The organism is Shouchella oshimensis, from assembly GCF_002019765.1.
Taxonomy (GTDB): Bacteria; Bacillota; Bacilli; order Bacillales; family Bacillaceae_D; genus Shouchella; species Shouchella oshimensis.
Map to the genome: position 1 here is coordinate 3,155,942 of NZ_KV917380.1, position 13,928 is coordinate 3,169,869.

The window sequence follows — 13,928 nt, forward strand, 5'->3', positions numbered from 1 at the left end:
CCTCCTATTTTGCATATAATAGCTCATCAGCCTATAAACACAAGGAGGGGTTATTCCTTGTCTACAGATAACCGCTCTTCGTCTCTTTTTGATTTACTTCGAGATGAAAAGAAAAGGCGCTACCCTGATCAACCTCAAGTTGCCAATGACAATCAACTTGAAGACAATCATTCTCTTATCTTTTTTGGGTTATGGGTGACTGCAGTTGGAACGATCTTCAATGCGATCGCATCCACAACACAAGCAGACTTAGAAGACGCACTTCGTTCGAATTTCTCTATTTATGGCAACACTCTTGAAGCAACAGGTAATGCATTAGTCGCAGAAGGGTTTGTAACAGGCGGACCCGATAAATATGGAAGCTATATTATAACAATTGGTGCGTTGTTTGCTCTCTATGCGGATATTGGCAACTTAACAGAAACGGAAGTCTTACAGACCGAAGTCAAAGGTTCACTCACAGAAGCGCTTGGTACTTCTTATGCTCTTTTTGGTGTTGATCCACCGGAAAATCCTACGCGCTTTCAAATCTACACAATCTATTCTGCACTGTTACAACTTTTTGGGAACGGCTTTGAAGCCTTTGCTGGCATCACAGAGCTTCGCGAAGGAAATGGCGAAGCCTTTTACGAAATTGGCACAATCCTTCAAGCAATCGGTGCAGTCTTAACTGGGCTTTTTTATGAGGGAGGCGAGCGCTTTTTATAATGTGTGAATGCTTTCGTTCCTTAATCCATCAATCGTTTCTCTCAAGCCAATTTTAAAGGATGTTGGCAGCCAAGAGTCCAACTCTTTAGCTAATTTCTCACCGTTCAAATAAACAGGACGTTCAGTTAGATACATCATTTCAACAAGCTCTCTCATTTGAGGTGAAAAAATACCTAAAAACTGGATCATTCTTTTCTTTACAACGCGAAACTCTTTTGTGGTCCTAGTTTCTCTCCGAATAAGCTGAAATAGATCTTTCCCTCTTATTAACACACCGCTTACATTCCAAACTTGATTGTACACACGGCTACGCAAGGAGAGTTCGACAATCGCCTTAGCCGCGTCAAGCGTATAAAGAAATTCTCGTTCGACTGTTGGACAGCCAATGTAGTTGGCTTTCTTTCCTATCACAGCATTGCGCAGTGTTTCATGCAACAGCGTATTTACTGCATTGGGACCATACAAGTCAGGCAGATGAACGATAAGTGTCGGTATAGTGCTCTCCAATAACCGTTGCTCCATTTCCAAACGAATGTTTCCTTTTTTCGTGGAAGGCTCTTTTTTTGACGTTTCTGCTACATAGCTATCTTTATCACCATAAGCATAAATATTGTCACAAAGTATTAAGCTTATGTTTATATTTTCAGCAAGAGCTATTAACCGATTAAGAAAGACCATCTGCTTTTTTTCCCATTGCTGATAAGGGAAATTAACGGCATGATAGACGGCATCTGATCCTCTAATCGCTTCAATGAGATCGGTTTCATTTAATACATTTCCTGAAATAAGTTTTACTTTTTTTTCCTCCCCAAACAAAGCAGTTAGTTTGCTTTTTGTTCTTGCAAATGCGACCACTTCTATTCCTCGACTTAACAATTCCTTTGTTAAAGCATAGCCAACTCCTCCTGTTGCCCCTAAAACCGTTACTTGTTTCATCCTACATCCCCTTTTCTGACCACTGGTCAATTAATGGTATAAAAAAGCCTACACGGCTTTCTTATGACAAAATCGCTTTCTTTAGAAATTGAACATGTTTCTTAGCAGCTTCTTCTACCTCCGTGAAGTCGTTCACACGATGTATATAATGTGCAACAAATCCATGAAGAGATACAAATGTTGAATAGACATCTCCGATTGACGCATCGTTATTAGAGAAATTTCCTAACGCTTCAGAAAAGAGAGCATAGCTTTCATTTGCCGCTCGTTTGGATAGTGCGTCAATAGCTGGATCTTTTATCATAAACATGAATTCATAATGAACTTGATAGTGCAGCCCAAACTTCAGGTAACTAAAAAGCAGTTCCATTAGTTTCTCTTCATTTCTAATTGGTTTGGTATGTACCGTTTTTATCATGCCATTTAATAGCTCAAAATAACGAGACACAACCTCATAAAAAAGCTCAGCTTTATTATTAAAATGATAGTAAAGTGCACCGTGGCTACACTGAAGTTCTTTTGCAAGTGAACGCATCGACACATGTTGATAGCCCTTTGTTTGAAACTGTTGATTAGCAACTTCTATGATCATCTCTTTTGTCAATTCGTTAACTGTTGTTCGTCTTGGCGTCATTCTTACCCCACCTAATTGACCACTGGTTAAATAATACTTTATCGTTACGATTAACTGTTGTCAATATTTTTCTGAAAATTAAAGGTTAGTTTACGTTTTTTTCAAAATAAACTAATTCAACGCCGCCTTTAACAACTTTACGTTCCATAAGCTGATAGCCTTGAGATTGATAAAGCTGAATAGCCGGTGCATTTTTTGCGCCTGTTGCCACTTTTAACACACAGGGCTCATTCGGAAGTGTTTCAATATGCTGTAGTAGCCTCCTTGCAATACCTCTACGAAAACACCTCGGGTCGACCATCATCCTTGTGACTTCAATCACTTTGTCAGAATTATCATCAATGGAAACTGCTCCTAGAATAGAATCCTCTTCTATGTATAAATAAAAAACCTCTGTCGTCTTAAGAAATTGTGCAAACGACTCCATCAATGGAGGAATTTCATGAAAGTCTAGCATATTTGCCTCAATTTGATAAGCTACCTTTTGCAGTCGGTATAAAGCTTTTGATTGCTCATTATTTTTCACTTGTAGTTCACGTATCATCTTCTACCCCCAACTAAATGGCAACGAATTCTTCAACTGTCCATTTTCTTGACGCTCTTTTAACAGATGTTGTTTCCTTCAAATCCCTTCTTTATGGTTTTTCTCCATTTTATACTAGGTTTGCAATTAACGCGATTCCATTTCAGGCTAAAAGAATAAAACATTTACGTATGTCACTGCTCGCGATTCGTATAATCAACCATTCATCAATTGTGGCTCAGTCATAGTTCCACCAATAGACATTTCTTACGTATCTACTTAAAACCAATACGGTTGGTGAAATTACCCTATTTTGCAAGATTCACTTCAATCCTGTGTTTAAAAGATTACTAGTTTGGTCAGAATGTCTCCTATACCGTTGGTGAGGAGGACATTCTTATGAACACAAATAGAAGGCAACTCAATGGTTTTCTACTTATTTTCACCCTTGCTTGTATCTTGCTTGCCATCACACCGGCCTATGCAGTCGAACAAGGCGAGGTGACTGTTAATACAACGTTAAATGTACGAAGTGGCCCATCTACATCTGCCGAGGTTATTGGTGTAAAATACAACGGCGATATCGTCGAGTTTATTGATGAAGGGCAAGGCTGGGGTCGTCTTGTTAATGGCTCAGGCTACGTTAGTCTGGATTGGATCAAAAAAATTGATGTACAAGCAGCGTCTACGAGTTCAGAGGTAGAACCAAAGCGCATTATGCTCGATCCTGGTCACGGCGGCCACGATAGTGGTGCTGCAGCAAATGGGTTAATGGAGAAAGATATCGTACTAGCTATTGCTCATAAGACAAAACAGCGATTAGAGGAGTTAGGGTATGTTGTCAATATGACAAGGGAAACAGATGTGTTTCTTTCCTTAGAAGAACGAGTCTCCGCCACTTCTTCTTGGGGAGCCGATCAATTTGTTAGTATTCATGCAAATGGCCATACCAATACAGAAGCGAGAGGAATTGAAACCTTTTATCACCCTTCTAGTTCAAGTAGTCAAGTGTTGGCTCAGTCTACACAACAAGCGTTACTTCAAGCTACAAGTGAAATAGATAGAGGGGTTAAATCAGAAACATTTCACGTTCTACGTAACAGTAAAATTCCAGCCGTCCTTGTTGAAGTAGGGTTTATCACACATTCTGAAGAAGCGGTTAAATTAAGTGATGAGGCGTACCAAAAAACCATTGCCCATGCCATTGCAAAAGGCATTGTCGAACAATAATACTGTACTCTTTTCTTCTCTCCACTTAAACTATGAATATAGGAAAGAAAGGAGAGTGTAAGATGAAGACGTTCACCTTACCAGGAACAAACTTAGAAGTTTCCAACTTAATCTTAGGCAACATGCGTATTAATTCCCTTGATGATCGCGGTATTCAACAATTGCTAGAAACCGCTTATGAACAAGGTATTAATTTTTATGACCATGCCGATATCTATGGCAAAGGAGAATGTGAATCCTTATTTGCCAAAGCTTTATCACATACAGACATTTCCCGGGAAAAGCTTATTTTACAAAGTAAGTGTGGGATTCGTAAAGGTGCGACCGGTTACTACGATTTCTCAAACGATCATATTCTTACTTCTGTTGATGGAATTTTAAAGCGCTTAAATACCGACTATCTCGATATTTTGTTATTACATCGACCTGATCCACTTATGGAGCCTGATGAAGTAGCTGCAGCTTTTCATCACCTTCATACAAGTGGAAAAGTCCGTCATTTTGGTGTGTCGAATCATACCCCTTATCAAATTCAGCTATTACAACGTTCCGTTGAGCAGCAGCTTGTTGTGAATCAAGTACAATTTGGTATTGCGCATACACCCTTACTTGATTCAAGTATGTCTCTCAATATGAAAACAGACGAAGCTGTTAACCGCGATGCAGGTACGCTTGATTACTGTCGCCTCAACGACATAACGCTTCAAGCTTGGTCACCGTATCAAAATGGGTTCTTTGCTGGCACGTTTATTGGTAATAAAAAAGATTTCCCTGAATTAAATACTGTTTTAGAACGCTTAGCTGAGACCTATCACGTTACTCCAACAGCTATTGCCACAGCTTGGATAACAAGACACCCAGCCAACATTCAAGTGATTGTTGGTTCAACCAAACCTACCAGAGTAAAAGAAGCATGTGCAGGATCTTCAATCCCGTTAACACGTGGAGAATGGACAGAATTATATGCCGCTGCAGGAAATCGTATCCCATAAAAAAGAAGCCGTCGATTATACGACGGCTTCTTTTTCCTAACGTTCTTCCAAACGAGCAATTCGATCATTTAAATCAGGGTGAGTAGACATTAATTTCATCATTGATTTCCCACCATTAATTTTCATTGTTTGCACAGCTGTGTCATCGGTATGATCGTTTGCTTTCGCTCGATTTACGTACTGTTGAAGTGAACGCAAGGCATGGACCATTTTGTCTCGCCCAGCCAAATCTGCACCACCTCGGTCAGCATGGTACTCTCGATGACGCGAATACGCACTAATAACAAGACTACCTAATATTGAGAATAAAATTTGTAAGATAATAATGGATGCAAATTGAACGATAAACTGCAGTTCAGGACGAACAAAACGAGACAACACAATCGCAATAACACGAGAGAAAAAGACAACGAATGTGTTTACAATTCCTTGTAACAACGTCATTGTTACCATATCACCATTGGCTACGTGAGCCACCTCATGGGCAATAACACCTTCAACGGCGTCCTCATCCATTGTGTGTAATAATCCTGACGAGACCGCAACTAATGAACGTTTCTTTGACGGTCCTGTTGCGAATGCGTTCACTTCACTACTTTGGTAAATCCCAACTTCAGGCATGTGCACAAGTCCTGCAGCTCTCGATAAACGATGGACTTTCTCTACAACAGCACGTTCTTCTCTTGACATTGGTCCATCTGGATCAATAACTTTCACTTTCATCATCATTTTAGCAATCCAACGAGACATGGCTAATGAAATGAATGAACCAGCAAAACCAACAATTGCACTAAATAATAAAATAACCGCAAATTGAATTGAACCATCGCTTGAAACAAACGACCCATCAATCCCAGTAAATTGTATAATGAGTGACCAAACGATAAAGATCGTTGTTAGAACAAGAATGTTTGTTCCGATGAACAACATAATTCGTTTCCCCATACTACCCCTCCAAAATAACTTCTTTTATCTAGTTTACCATGGCTCCCCTTCTTGCAGAATAGAATCTCCGCAATTTAAGCGATGTTCACATTTCTGTTACATTTCATCTTTAACGGTAAGCCCTAATAATCGAGCAAACCCAATGGCTTGTTCTTTCGAGACGATTAATCCTGCAAGTAGGTCTTGTGAGGCTTGAAAAGAATGATATGTACAAGTGCTAATGTCGACTCCTTTTAAAGAGGTTTCGTGAAAGGAGCATTCATCAATATCACACGTATCAAGAGTCAATTGTTTTATTTTTGCGTGGGCCACGTTGACTTGTCTTAACGAAGAGCGAACAAACTGCGTTCCTTTTAGCGTGACATCAATAAAATTGCTTACGTTTAAGACGCAATTGGTAAAAGTAGAATGCGACATATGAGCGTTAGTAAATTGGCTACCAATAAATTTACAGTCAATAAACTCAACGCGATGAAATAGACTTTCTGATAGATCTACATTTGAGAAGTCACAATTTACAAATCGTACATCGGTACAATCCGCTTTCATCATGTGCGAGCGTGCAAATGTACAACGAGTAACGACACATTTAGAAAGGATTAGCTTTTCTAAAAATGAATCACTCAGGTCTTCTTGACTTATGTTCGAACAGACAAGTTCTCGGTCTTCTTCATCAAGCACCCATTGCAGTGATTGTTCTACAAGGGTTTCTGGAATTTTAGGGGTTTCCTTCTTCATTTCGTTTCACCACCTGTCAATAAAATAAGCTAAGCTCATTGTTACACAACGGCTTAGCCTTGTATAGAATTACTTCTCCTCTGTTTTTATAAGCTCACTTAAATCAATGATTGGGCGAATTGGACGCTCTACAGGCCGTTCTACTGGTCGTTCTACTGGTCGTTCGTTACAAGATTTACATCGTTTTTTACAGCGACAACCTGGACAAATTCTTGCTGAAAAGCCTTTTGCAGGTTTGTAGTGGCCGTCTCTACCAGATTCATAATAACTCATAAGATTCACCTCCCAAACCTAAGGGTCTTGTATACCATATGCATTGGGATAGGGGATTGCGTGGACAAAGGTCCTGATATGTATACCTAATTCTTCGATTGTTCATCAAATAGAATTAAATAGACTTCTTGGAAGGAGAATGAAGTCTTTATAAAGAAACAAAGGGTTATACTGCGATGTTTCTATCAAAATCAATAAAATGAAAAATAGACATGGTTTCTTTTACTTAAAAGAGGAGGTATTGCATTGGACTATGTTCAATCGTTACGACAAAAAGTGGGAACACAACCTTTAATTTTGCCTGGGTCTGTTGTGCTAATTGTGAATAACCAAGGGGAACTTCTGCTTGAAAACCGAAATGACGGGGGCTGGGGGTTACCAGGGGGATTAATGGAATTAGGAGAGTCTTTAGAACAAACAGCAATAAGAGAGGTGAAAGAAGAAACTGGACTAGATGTAAAAGATCTTCAACTTCTTGGCGTATTCTCAGGTGAAGCATACCATTTTACATTCGACAACGGTGATGAACTATACTCCGTCACTGCTGTTTATTGGACGAATCATTTTAGTGGTACCCTCAAAGTGAACTCTAATGAATCGAAAGAAGTTCGATTTGTAAAAAACCTTCCTTCAACCTTAAAGGATGAATATAAGGACTATATCTTGCCTTACTACCAATCCATACTAGCAACAATCCGATCGTCTGAATCCACATAAATTCAGCAATCGGATTACGCTCTTGCTATTAAGATCGTTAAATCAATTGTGATAAACGAACATCCATTGTTGATATAGTCGCACCTTGCTTCTTTTTGAACGGTCCAGCCAAGTGGTGACATCTCAGCAATCCACTGACGCTCCTCTGATGTAACCTCTTTTTGATAGGAAAGAGTATGCAATTTCGTGTTTTTAAAATGATGGTTAAACAGGTCAATCGTTTTTGCATTTGAATACTGCTGTTCTGACGCTTCAGCAGTATAGGCACGTAATTCCTGTAGATAGCGAGTTCCTGGAACAACCTTAATTAGCTTACCTCCAGATGTTAACACACGCTTAAATTCGCCATAGTTTGATGGCGATAATATGTTTAAAATGATGTCGACGGTTTGGTTACAAAAAGGAACGTTTGCAAGATCCCCAACTATCCACACATGATTCTGATACGCCTTAGCGGCTTGTTGAATACCATCTTTTGAAATATCAAGTCCTACTGGAAGAATAGTAGGAAATCGCCTTTTAATCTCATTTAGATGAGATCCTTCACCAGTTCCTGCATCAAGTAATAGATTCCCCTCATCAAGCTCTTGTACCAGTCTTTCATGCAATGGCGCATACAATTGTTTCTGTTGTATAATGGACCGTCTTGCTTGGAATAAAGGTTTGTCATACTGACTTGATCCTGATTGAGTTAGGGTATAAAGGGTTCCCTGCTTCGATAAATCAAATGAATGAGCTTCAACACAAACTAGTTTATACATACCTACTACTACTAATGTTTCCTGACAATAAGGGCATCTTAATCGCCCTTCTAATTGTCTTAGTAAAGACGAGGCCATGTCTCGTTTACTCTTCAATTCCCCCATACGTCACCTTCTTTCAACTATTTACTGTACCACATGTATTCTAAAAAAAGAATATTACGCTCTCTTTTTGAGACTAAAAAAGCAGTGAAAATCTTTCTATTTTCGTTGCAATCTGTTAAAATTAGTACGAATATACTGTAAAGCATGAATGAAAAGAGGCCTCTTATGCTCGATCAAACAGCAAAATTATTATTTGTTTCATTAAAAAAAGATATGGAAGCGAAGTTAAATCGAGAGCTAACAGTAGAGGAAAAGAAATTTCTTCAAGAACTTTCAAAAAAGAATAGTCAATCTATGAAATAATGGAGCTATCAATGCTTCTAACATGCAAAAGGCAGAAGGATACGCCATCCTCCTGCCTCTTTATTTTTCCGTACGCTAATTGAACTCTTGTACGTCTTTTCCTCCTTTAGCTAGCAAATAGAAAGCTGCTAAAGCAGAAACGCTAGAAAGAAACATAATAACCCCCATTGGTACTGCTGTATCTTCACCAGCTATACCGACAAGTGGTGCCGTAATAGCACCAATGACAAAAGGTAATAATCCGAGTAATGCCGAAGCACTACCAGCTCTGCCACCTTGTGACTCCATTGCTAATGAAAATGATGTTGTCCCGATCATTCCAATCATTGATACGAACAAGAAAATAGGAACAACAATTGAAAACAACGGCCCATTAATTATGGTCATAATCAGTAAGACACTACTTGCAACAGTAGCGGTTACTAAGCCAAAGCGTAAAAAGGAGCGCTCAGGAATAATACCTGCATACCTACCAACTAAATGGGTTCCTACAATGATTCCTAAACCATTTACACCAAATAGTAAGCTAAACACTTGCGGTGACACATCGTAAATCCCTTGGTAAACAAAAGGCGTTCCTGATACATAGGCAAAAATCCCACCCATCATTAAACCTTGAGTAAAAGCAAACCCCATAAAAGTTCGATCTAAAAGTAAGCTTTTGAATGTTCGCAATGTATGACCGATACTACTTTGTGTTCGCTTTTCTACTGGCAATGTTTCCGTTAATCGGTTGATAACAATAAGCACGATGATCAGACCAAGTAGTGCCAACGAGATAAAGATCCAGTTCCAGTTTGCTCCCGGTATTAATAGCACTCCACTTCCAAAAACAGGCGCTAGAATAGGGGCCAACCCATTAATGAGCATGAGTAAAGAAAAGAACTTTGTTAATTCTCTTCCATTAAACAAATCACGAACAACTGCCCGGGAAATCACAATTCCAGCAGCAGCAGTAAAGCCTTGCATAAACCTTGCCACAATTAACGTCCCTATATTTGGTGCAAGCGCACACGCTAGAGAAGCAAGAACATAAAAAAAGATTGAGATTACAAGCGGTTTTTTCCTTCCTTTTGCGTCACTCATTGGTCCAACAACGAGTTGACCTGCTCCTAACCCTAATAAACAGGCAGTTAAACTTAACTGCACAAGTGAAGCTGGTGCTTGAAGGTCTGAAGCAATAGAAGGAAAGCTAGGCAAGTACATATCAATCGTTAACGGTCCAAAGGCTGCCAATGTTCCAAGCAATAAGGCTAAGCCAAACCGTTTACGTCCTATAATGGATGTTTGTTCCAAGCTACCCCTTCTCTCCAAGAAATGAAATCGATTTCATAAAGCCACCGTAAGTAGATTCCTTTCTATTTTGCCACTGTTGTAGCTGAAAAGAAAGAACTAATTTCTGGTTTTTAAAAAAGAAGATTGCTCTCACTCTCATTCGGGTACGTTAGTAGGGGTACTAATGAAAGGAGTACATTATAATGTTTACATTCATTGACTTAGCACAGCTGATTATGTCTGCAATCATTATTTTACCTATTGTCACCGTCATTCGTGAGTCCGGTTACTACTTAACAGCGGTTTTATTAGGAGCTTCGAATAAAAAATTAGTCGTTGGAAGTGGACCTAAGCTTTTTTCCCTAAAAACCATAGAGGTACGCCGTTATTTTTTTATGTATAGCTGGATGGAGTATGAAGAACTCAACCCAAGAAATCGTTTTTGGCATGGGTTTATCTACGCTTCTCCTATTTTATCGAGCACCATCGTAGGGATAATTGTGAATGCACTCTTAGCAGCACAACTTATTCCCGACAATATGTTTTGGAGCACTTTCATGTTTTATGTTTTTTACTTTGTCTTTTTTGACCTTATACCCGTTTATCTTCCAGATGGGCAACCAACGAACGGAAGAGCGATTTTTGACTTAATTTGGCACGGTCAGCGATCTGATTATGTAAAGAATCAAGAGCGTTCTTACACAAGCTCTCAAGAAAAAACGATGCAAAATCGTGATAAAGATAAACGGGAACGTGAAGATCATTCAGACCCCGATCAAGATGACCATAGAGACGGTTATACGAAAGAACAAAAAGAAACGATTGCTCATAGTGAGGAAAAAGAGGAGAATTTTTCAGACCATACGAAAAGAGAGGAATCGCAACGCCTCTCTTAATAGGTATGGGTTCCCACATAAGGATCTTCCTGAAAATAATAGCCCCATAATGAACGAAACTGGCCCAATTCTTTCATCCATTCTTCCTGAGTTTCAATGGTTTGCAAGCGGCCTCTTGAAATCGATTCGTGGTGGTACAATGATGCTTCCGGGATAAATAAATTTCTTTTTCCTAAACGATAAAGTTCCATACAAAAATGCATATCGTTATAGGAAGATTCAAATGCTTCTTCAAGACCACCAACGGCTTCGTACAGTGTTCGTTTTACCATTAAACACGCTCCTGTAACAGCTAAAAAATTGCGTTGTAGTTGAACGAGTTTTGAAACCGAATCGTTTGTTAACCACCCCTTATAATAAGAATGAATGGGCGCTACATCATTAAAAACTGCTCCTGCATGTTGCACATGGCCGCTACTGTAATAAAGCAAAGCTCCAACAGCACCGATATCTTCTTGAATGGCATAGCCTGCCATATCGTTTAACCATGAACGCGAGATAACTTCAATATCATTATTCAGAAGGACTAGTATCGTGCCTGACGATTGACGCACAGCTTGATTGTTTAAGGCTGAGAAATTAAACGGCCGTTCGTCTCGCACAACCTTAAACCTCATTTCCTCCTTTGCTTTCCACGTATTGAATAATTGAAACGTCTTCTCTTCCCTAGATCCATTGTCTACCACAATGACTTCGTAATTTGGAAAATCCGTTTTTTCAAAAATAGATGTTAAGCAGCGATCGAGTAATTGTGGTTGATCCCTAGTACAGATTATAATACTAATTTTCTCTTCTCTCTGTAGGTGATAAGAAACCGAATACAAATTGGCTTCAGCATCTTTTATCGTCACATTGCCATGTAACTTTCTTCGAATAAGCGCTTCTTCTATTGCTTGCTTTCCCCGTTCACTTGTTGGTGTAGTGGTCACTGTTGCCCATTGAGTTAAGTCGTTAGCTAATCGTTGTTTATATCCGAATCTTTTTATTCTTACGAGGGAAGAAGCCTGTTCTGTGCTTCGCAAATAGTAATCGTATTCAGCTGCGTGTTCAAAGCGGGAATTCCACTCACCCACCGCTTTAATGACGCTCAATTTGAATAAGACGCCTTTGCTTAAATAGTTGTGCGCCAATAATAGTTCGGGCGACCAATTAGGCTTTTGATAACTAGTCATAAACTGACCTAGTGAATTGACATACACTTCATTGCAATAGACGATGTCCGCATCTTCTTGCATAAACCACGCAACACTGTTCGTACTCAAAAGATCATCCGGATGAAGAATGAGTAAACGTGTACCTTTTGCTTGCTTTATGCCTTGATTGACTAGATGAGCAAACGTTCCGGGGTCTTCTCCCTTGATGATGACTAGCTGAATATCATTTCCTTCTCTTTTTAACAAATCTTCTAGTTCTTGAGGAATGTCGCTATGTACAACAACGATGCATTCCACCGATCTATACGACTGTCCCTTTACTGATTGGACAGACTCTAGTAAATAGTTACTGTTCCCATTGGATACGGGAATAACGACTGACACAAGTTCCCCCGATGTGAATAGCGGTGGCTCGTTTTCATCCAGTAAGTAACATGCTTGTTCCTCACTAATTTCAGCACTTGCTAGATTCTCTAACGACGTTAGCTCACGTTTATTTTCTAATAACTTTAGTCCGCGATACCGATTGTAGCTCATTGAATAACTGTTAGCGTTTAGATCAAAAGAAAAAGATTGATACTTCTTTGACCAAGCTAGAGAGAGAAAGGTTGCTAATGACATTTGCTCAACTTGCTTTAACTCAATGCTATGTTCACTGGCTATCTCAAACTCCAATGAGAGCTGTAGCCGCTTCGTTTGTGGTGCTATATAGACTGGAAAAACATGCAGATCAGTTTTTTTACAATCAAATAAGCCCACTTCCTCACTATGATTCAGTTGAAACGTTCCTTCAATATCCCAATAAAGGCGAACTGGAACAGACTGATTTCCTTGATACGTCATCATCAGGTATTGCCAACCGCTTGAAATGATCCCATTAACATCATAAATAGCATGTTGATTAGCAGCTGTGTGACTGTATGTTAACTGCATCAACTTATTCCTTTTTTTGAGCATGGACAATGTATTGAAATGCAGTCGCCCGCTCAAGTAAATCTTCTACAGGAAGTTGAAATGCTTCTCCAACCGATTGTAACGCTCGAATCATTCGATTCTCCCGTTCACCTGTGTTCATCAATTGACTAATGGATTTAATATCAAATCCTTGGCTATTAAAAAGTGCATAAATCTCTGTTTTTGTAAAAAAACGAAAATGAGTTTTATCAAGTAATCCTGATTCTGTGTACGTCCACGTACCGCTTAACAATTGTTCCATAATCGTGATATGACCAACATTTGGGATGCTTGCATAAATTGAACCAGCTGGCTTTAATAAGGCCGAAGCTGTCTCCAGAACTCCCCATGGATCAAGCATGTGCTCAAGCACATCTCCAAAAACAATGCTATCAAACGAACCTGGTGAAAATGGTAATGTTTCCGTTTCAATGTTTGCACAAACCACTTGGTCAAGCCTCTTTTTTGCTTCCTCTGCTGCTTCTTGCACAAGCTCAACGCCCGCGACTTCACCACCAGTCTTTGCTTTTATTGCTTCTCCTAAATAGCCAGCTGCACAACCAATATCTAACACCCTTGTATCGGTAACAGGAATTAAATGAAGTAACGCATGGTTTAGCACGCGGTAATACTGAATGCCTTTTTCATTTGACATTCTCTAGCCCCTTCCTTTAGTCAGGTGCTTTAGTATATGTTCATGTTGCTTGTTCTCATGAAAAAAACATCTACACTAGGCAGATGTTTGACTTTAAACCATATTTACTGTTCTACTTCTACATGTTTT

Annotated in this window: 16 protein-coding genes; 6 read left to right on the top strand and 10 right to left on the bottom strand. The window is 39.3% G+C overall.

The features are described 5' to 3' along the window. The first annotated feature begins 57 nt into the window (after positions 1–57). Entirely contained in the window at positions 58–708 is a 651-nt protein-coding gene (locus BK583_RS15955) for a DUF6944 family repetitive protein (protein ID WP_055735689.1), read from the top strand. On the opposite strand, the gene BK583_RS15960 is transcribed toward BK583_RS15955, so the two are convergent. The 3 genes from BK583_RS15960 to BK583_RS15970 all read right to left on the bottom strand — a co-directional run bounded on the left by BK583_RS15960 (position 703) and on the right by BK583_RS15970 (position 2,822). Further along, the gene (locus tag BK583_RS15960; protein ID WP_038477695.1) at positions 703–1,644 is read right to left on the bottom strand and encodes an NAD-dependent epimerase/dehydratase family protein; all 942 of its coding nucleotides are present in this window, start codon (positions 1,642–1,644) and stop codon (positions 703–705) included. The genes BK583_RS15955 and BK583_RS15960 overlap by 6 nt on opposite strands. A 61-nt stretch (positions 1,645–1,705) precedes the next feature. Further along, positions 1,706–2,278 carry a TetR/AcrR family transcriptional regulator gene (locus BK583_RS15965; protein ID WP_055735688.1) on the bottom strand — a complete coding sequence of 191 codons (573 nt, stop codon included), beginning with the start codon at positions 2,276–2,278 and terminating at the stop codon, positions 1,706–1,708. 85 nt (positions 2,279–2,363) lie between these two features. Beyond that, a complete protein-coding gene (locus tag BK583_RS15970; protein WP_055735687.1) occupies positions 2,364–2,822 on the bottom strand; it encodes a GNAT family N-acetyltransferase in 459 nt (152 codons plus the stop codon). Positions 2,823–3,200: 378 nt separating this feature from the next. Between BK583_RS15970 and BK583_RS15975 the strand changes: the two genes are divergently transcribed. Next, positions 3,201–4,031, top strand: a complete 831-nt coding sequence (locus tag BK583_RS15975; RefSeq protein ID WP_051667362.1) for an N-acetylmuramoyl-L-alanine amidase family protein — start codon at positions 3,201–3,203, stop codon at positions 4,029–4,031. A 62-nt stretch (positions 4,032–4,093) separates the two neighbouring features. Next, a complete protein-coding gene (locus BK583_RS15980) occupies positions 4,094–5,023 on the top strand; it encodes an aldo/keto reductase (protein ID WP_055735686.1) in 930 nt (309 codons plus the stop codon). Positions 5,024–5,059: 36 nt separating this feature from the next. On the opposite strand, the gene htpX is transcribed toward BK583_RS15980, so the two are convergent. The 3 genes from htpX to BK583_RS15995 all read right to left on the bottom strand — a co-directional run bounded on the left by htpX (position 5,060) and on the right by BK583_RS15995 (position 6,979). Then, complete coding sequence (gene htpX, locus BK583_RS15985; protein WP_038477683.1) at positions 5,060–5,968, bottom strand: protease HtpX; 909 nt, start codon at positions 5,966–5,968, stop codon at positions 5,060–5,062. Positions 5,969–6,064: 96 nt separating this feature from the next. Beyond that, positions 6,065–6,706 (bottom strand): pentapeptide repeat-containing protein, encoded by a 642-nt coding sequence (locus tag BK583_RS15990; RefSeq protein ID WP_055735685.1) that lies wholly within the window; start codon positions 6,704–6,706, stop codon positions 6,065–6,067. A 69-nt stretch (positions 6,707–6,775) separates the two neighbouring features. Continuing rightward, entirely contained in the window at positions 6,776–6,979 is a 204-nt protein-coding gene (locus tag BK583_RS15995; RefSeq protein ID WP_055735684.1) for a hypothetical protein, read from the bottom strand. A 246-nt stretch (positions 6,980–7,225) separates the two neighbouring features. Between BK583_RS15995 and BK583_RS16000 the strand changes: the two genes are divergently transcribed. Further along, a complete protein-coding gene (locus BK583_RS16000; RefSeq protein WP_055735683.1) occupies positions 7,226–7,696 on the top strand; it encodes an NUDIX hydrolase in 471 nt (156 codons plus the stop codon). 14 nt (positions 7,697–7,710) lie between these two features. Here BK583_RS16000 and BK583_RS16005 read toward each other — a convergent pair whose 3' ends face one another. Then, positions 7,711–8,562: a methyltransferase domain-containing protein gene (locus BK583_RS16005; RefSeq protein ID WP_055735682.1), complete on the bottom strand. Its 852-nt coding sequence runs from the start codon at positions 8,560–8,562 to the stop codon at positions 7,711–7,713. Positions 8,563–8,727: 165 nt separating this feature from the next. On the opposite strand from BK583_RS16005, the gene BK583_RS20850 reads away from it, so the two are divergent. Continuing rightward, the gene (locus BK583_RS20850; protein ID WP_158318491.1) at positions 8,728–8,865 is read left to right on the top strand and encodes a hypothetical protein; all 138 of its coding nucleotides are present in this window, start codon (positions 8,728–8,730) and stop codon (positions 8,863–8,865) included. A 75-nt stretch (positions 8,866–8,940) separates the two neighbouring features. Here BK583_RS20850 and BK583_RS16010 read toward each other — a convergent pair whose 3' ends face one another. Then, the gene (locus BK583_RS16010) at positions 8,941–10,161 is read right to left on the bottom strand and encodes a multidrug effflux MFS transporter (protein WP_055735681.1); all 1,221 of its coding nucleotides are present in this window, start codon (positions 10,159–10,161) and stop codon (positions 8,941–8,943) included. 182 nt (positions 10,162–10,343) lie between these two features. Here BK583_RS16010 and BK583_RS16015 point away from each other — a divergent pair, with 182 nt between their 5' ends. Continuing rightward, the gene (locus tag BK583_RS16015) at positions 10,344–11,036 is read left to right on the top strand and encodes a hypothetical protein (RefSeq protein ID WP_180316754.1); all 693 of its coding nucleotides are present in this window, start codon (positions 10,344–10,346) and stop codon (positions 11,034–11,036) included. Here the strand turns inward: BK583_RS16015 and BK583_RS16020 are convergent. Together BK583_RS16020 and BK583_RS16025 are read right to left on the bottom strand one after the other, a co-directional pair. Further along, entirely contained in the window at positions 11,033–13,123 is a 2,091-nt protein-coding gene (locus BK583_RS16020; protein WP_055735680.1) for a glycosyltransferase family 2 protein, read from the bottom strand. The two genes, BK583_RS16015 and BK583_RS16020, sit on opposite strands and share 4 nt — an antisense overlap. A gap of 4 nt (positions 13,124–13,127) precedes the next feature. After that, a complete protein-coding gene (locus BK583_RS16025) occupies positions 13,128–13,799 on the bottom strand; it encodes a class I SAM-dependent methyltransferase (RefSeq protein WP_055735679.1) in 672 nt (223 codons plus the stop codon). Positions 13,800–13,928: the final 129 nt, after the last annotated feature.

Bases quoted from the DNA above. Each gene is read 5' to 3' on its own strand.
- BK583_RS15960 (WP_038477695.1), bottom strand. From the start codon at position 1,644: ATGAAACAAGTAACGGTTTTAGGGGCAACAGGAGGAGTTGGCTATGCT.
- BK583_RS15965 (WP_055735688.1), bottom strand. From the start codon at position 2,278: ATGACGCCAAGACGAACAACAGTTAACGAATTGACAAAAGAGATGATC.
- BK583_RS15970 (WP_055735687.1), bottom strand. From the start codon at position 2,822: ATGATACGTGAACTACAAGTGAAAAATAATGAGCAATCAAAAGCTTTA.
- BK583_RS15975 (WP_051667362.1), top strand. From the start codon at position 3,201: ATGAACACAAATAGAAGGCAACTCAATGGTTTTCTACTTATTTTCACC.
- BK583_RS15980 (WP_055735686.1), top strand. From the start codon at position 4,094: ATGAAGACGTTCACCTTACCAGGAACAAACTTAGAAGTTTCCAACTTA.
- htpX (WP_038477683.1), bottom strand. From the start codon at position 5,968: ATGGGGAAACGAATTATGTTGTTCATCGGAACAAACATTCTTGTTCTA.
- BK583_RS15990 (WP_055735685.1), bottom strand. From the start codon at position 6,706: ATGAAGAAGGAAACCCCTAAAATTCCAGAAACCCTTGTAGAACAATCA.
- BK583_RS15995 (WP_055735684.1), bottom strand. From the start codon at position 6,979: ATGAGTTATTATGAATCTGGTAGAGACGGCCACTACAAACCTGCAAAA.
- BK583_RS16005 (WP_055735682.1), bottom strand. From the start codon at position 8,562: ATGGGGGAATTGAAGAGTAAACGAGACATGGCCTCGTCTTTACTAAGA.
- BK583_RS20850 (WP_158318491.1), top strand. From the start codon at position 8,728: ATGCTCGATCAAACAGCAAAATTATTATTTGTTTCATTAAAAAAAGAT.
- BK583_RS16015 (WP_180316754.1), top strand. From the start codon at position 10,344: ATGTTTACATTCATTGACTTAGCACAGCTGATTATGTCTGCAATCATT.
- BK583_RS16020 (WP_055735680.1), bottom strand. From the start codon at position 13,123: ATGCAGTTAACATACAGTCACACAGCTGCTAATCAACATGCTATTTAT.
- BK583_RS16025 (WP_055735679.1), bottom strand. From the start codon at position 13,799: ATGTCAAATGAAAAAGGCATTCAGTATTACCGCGTGCTAAACCATGCG.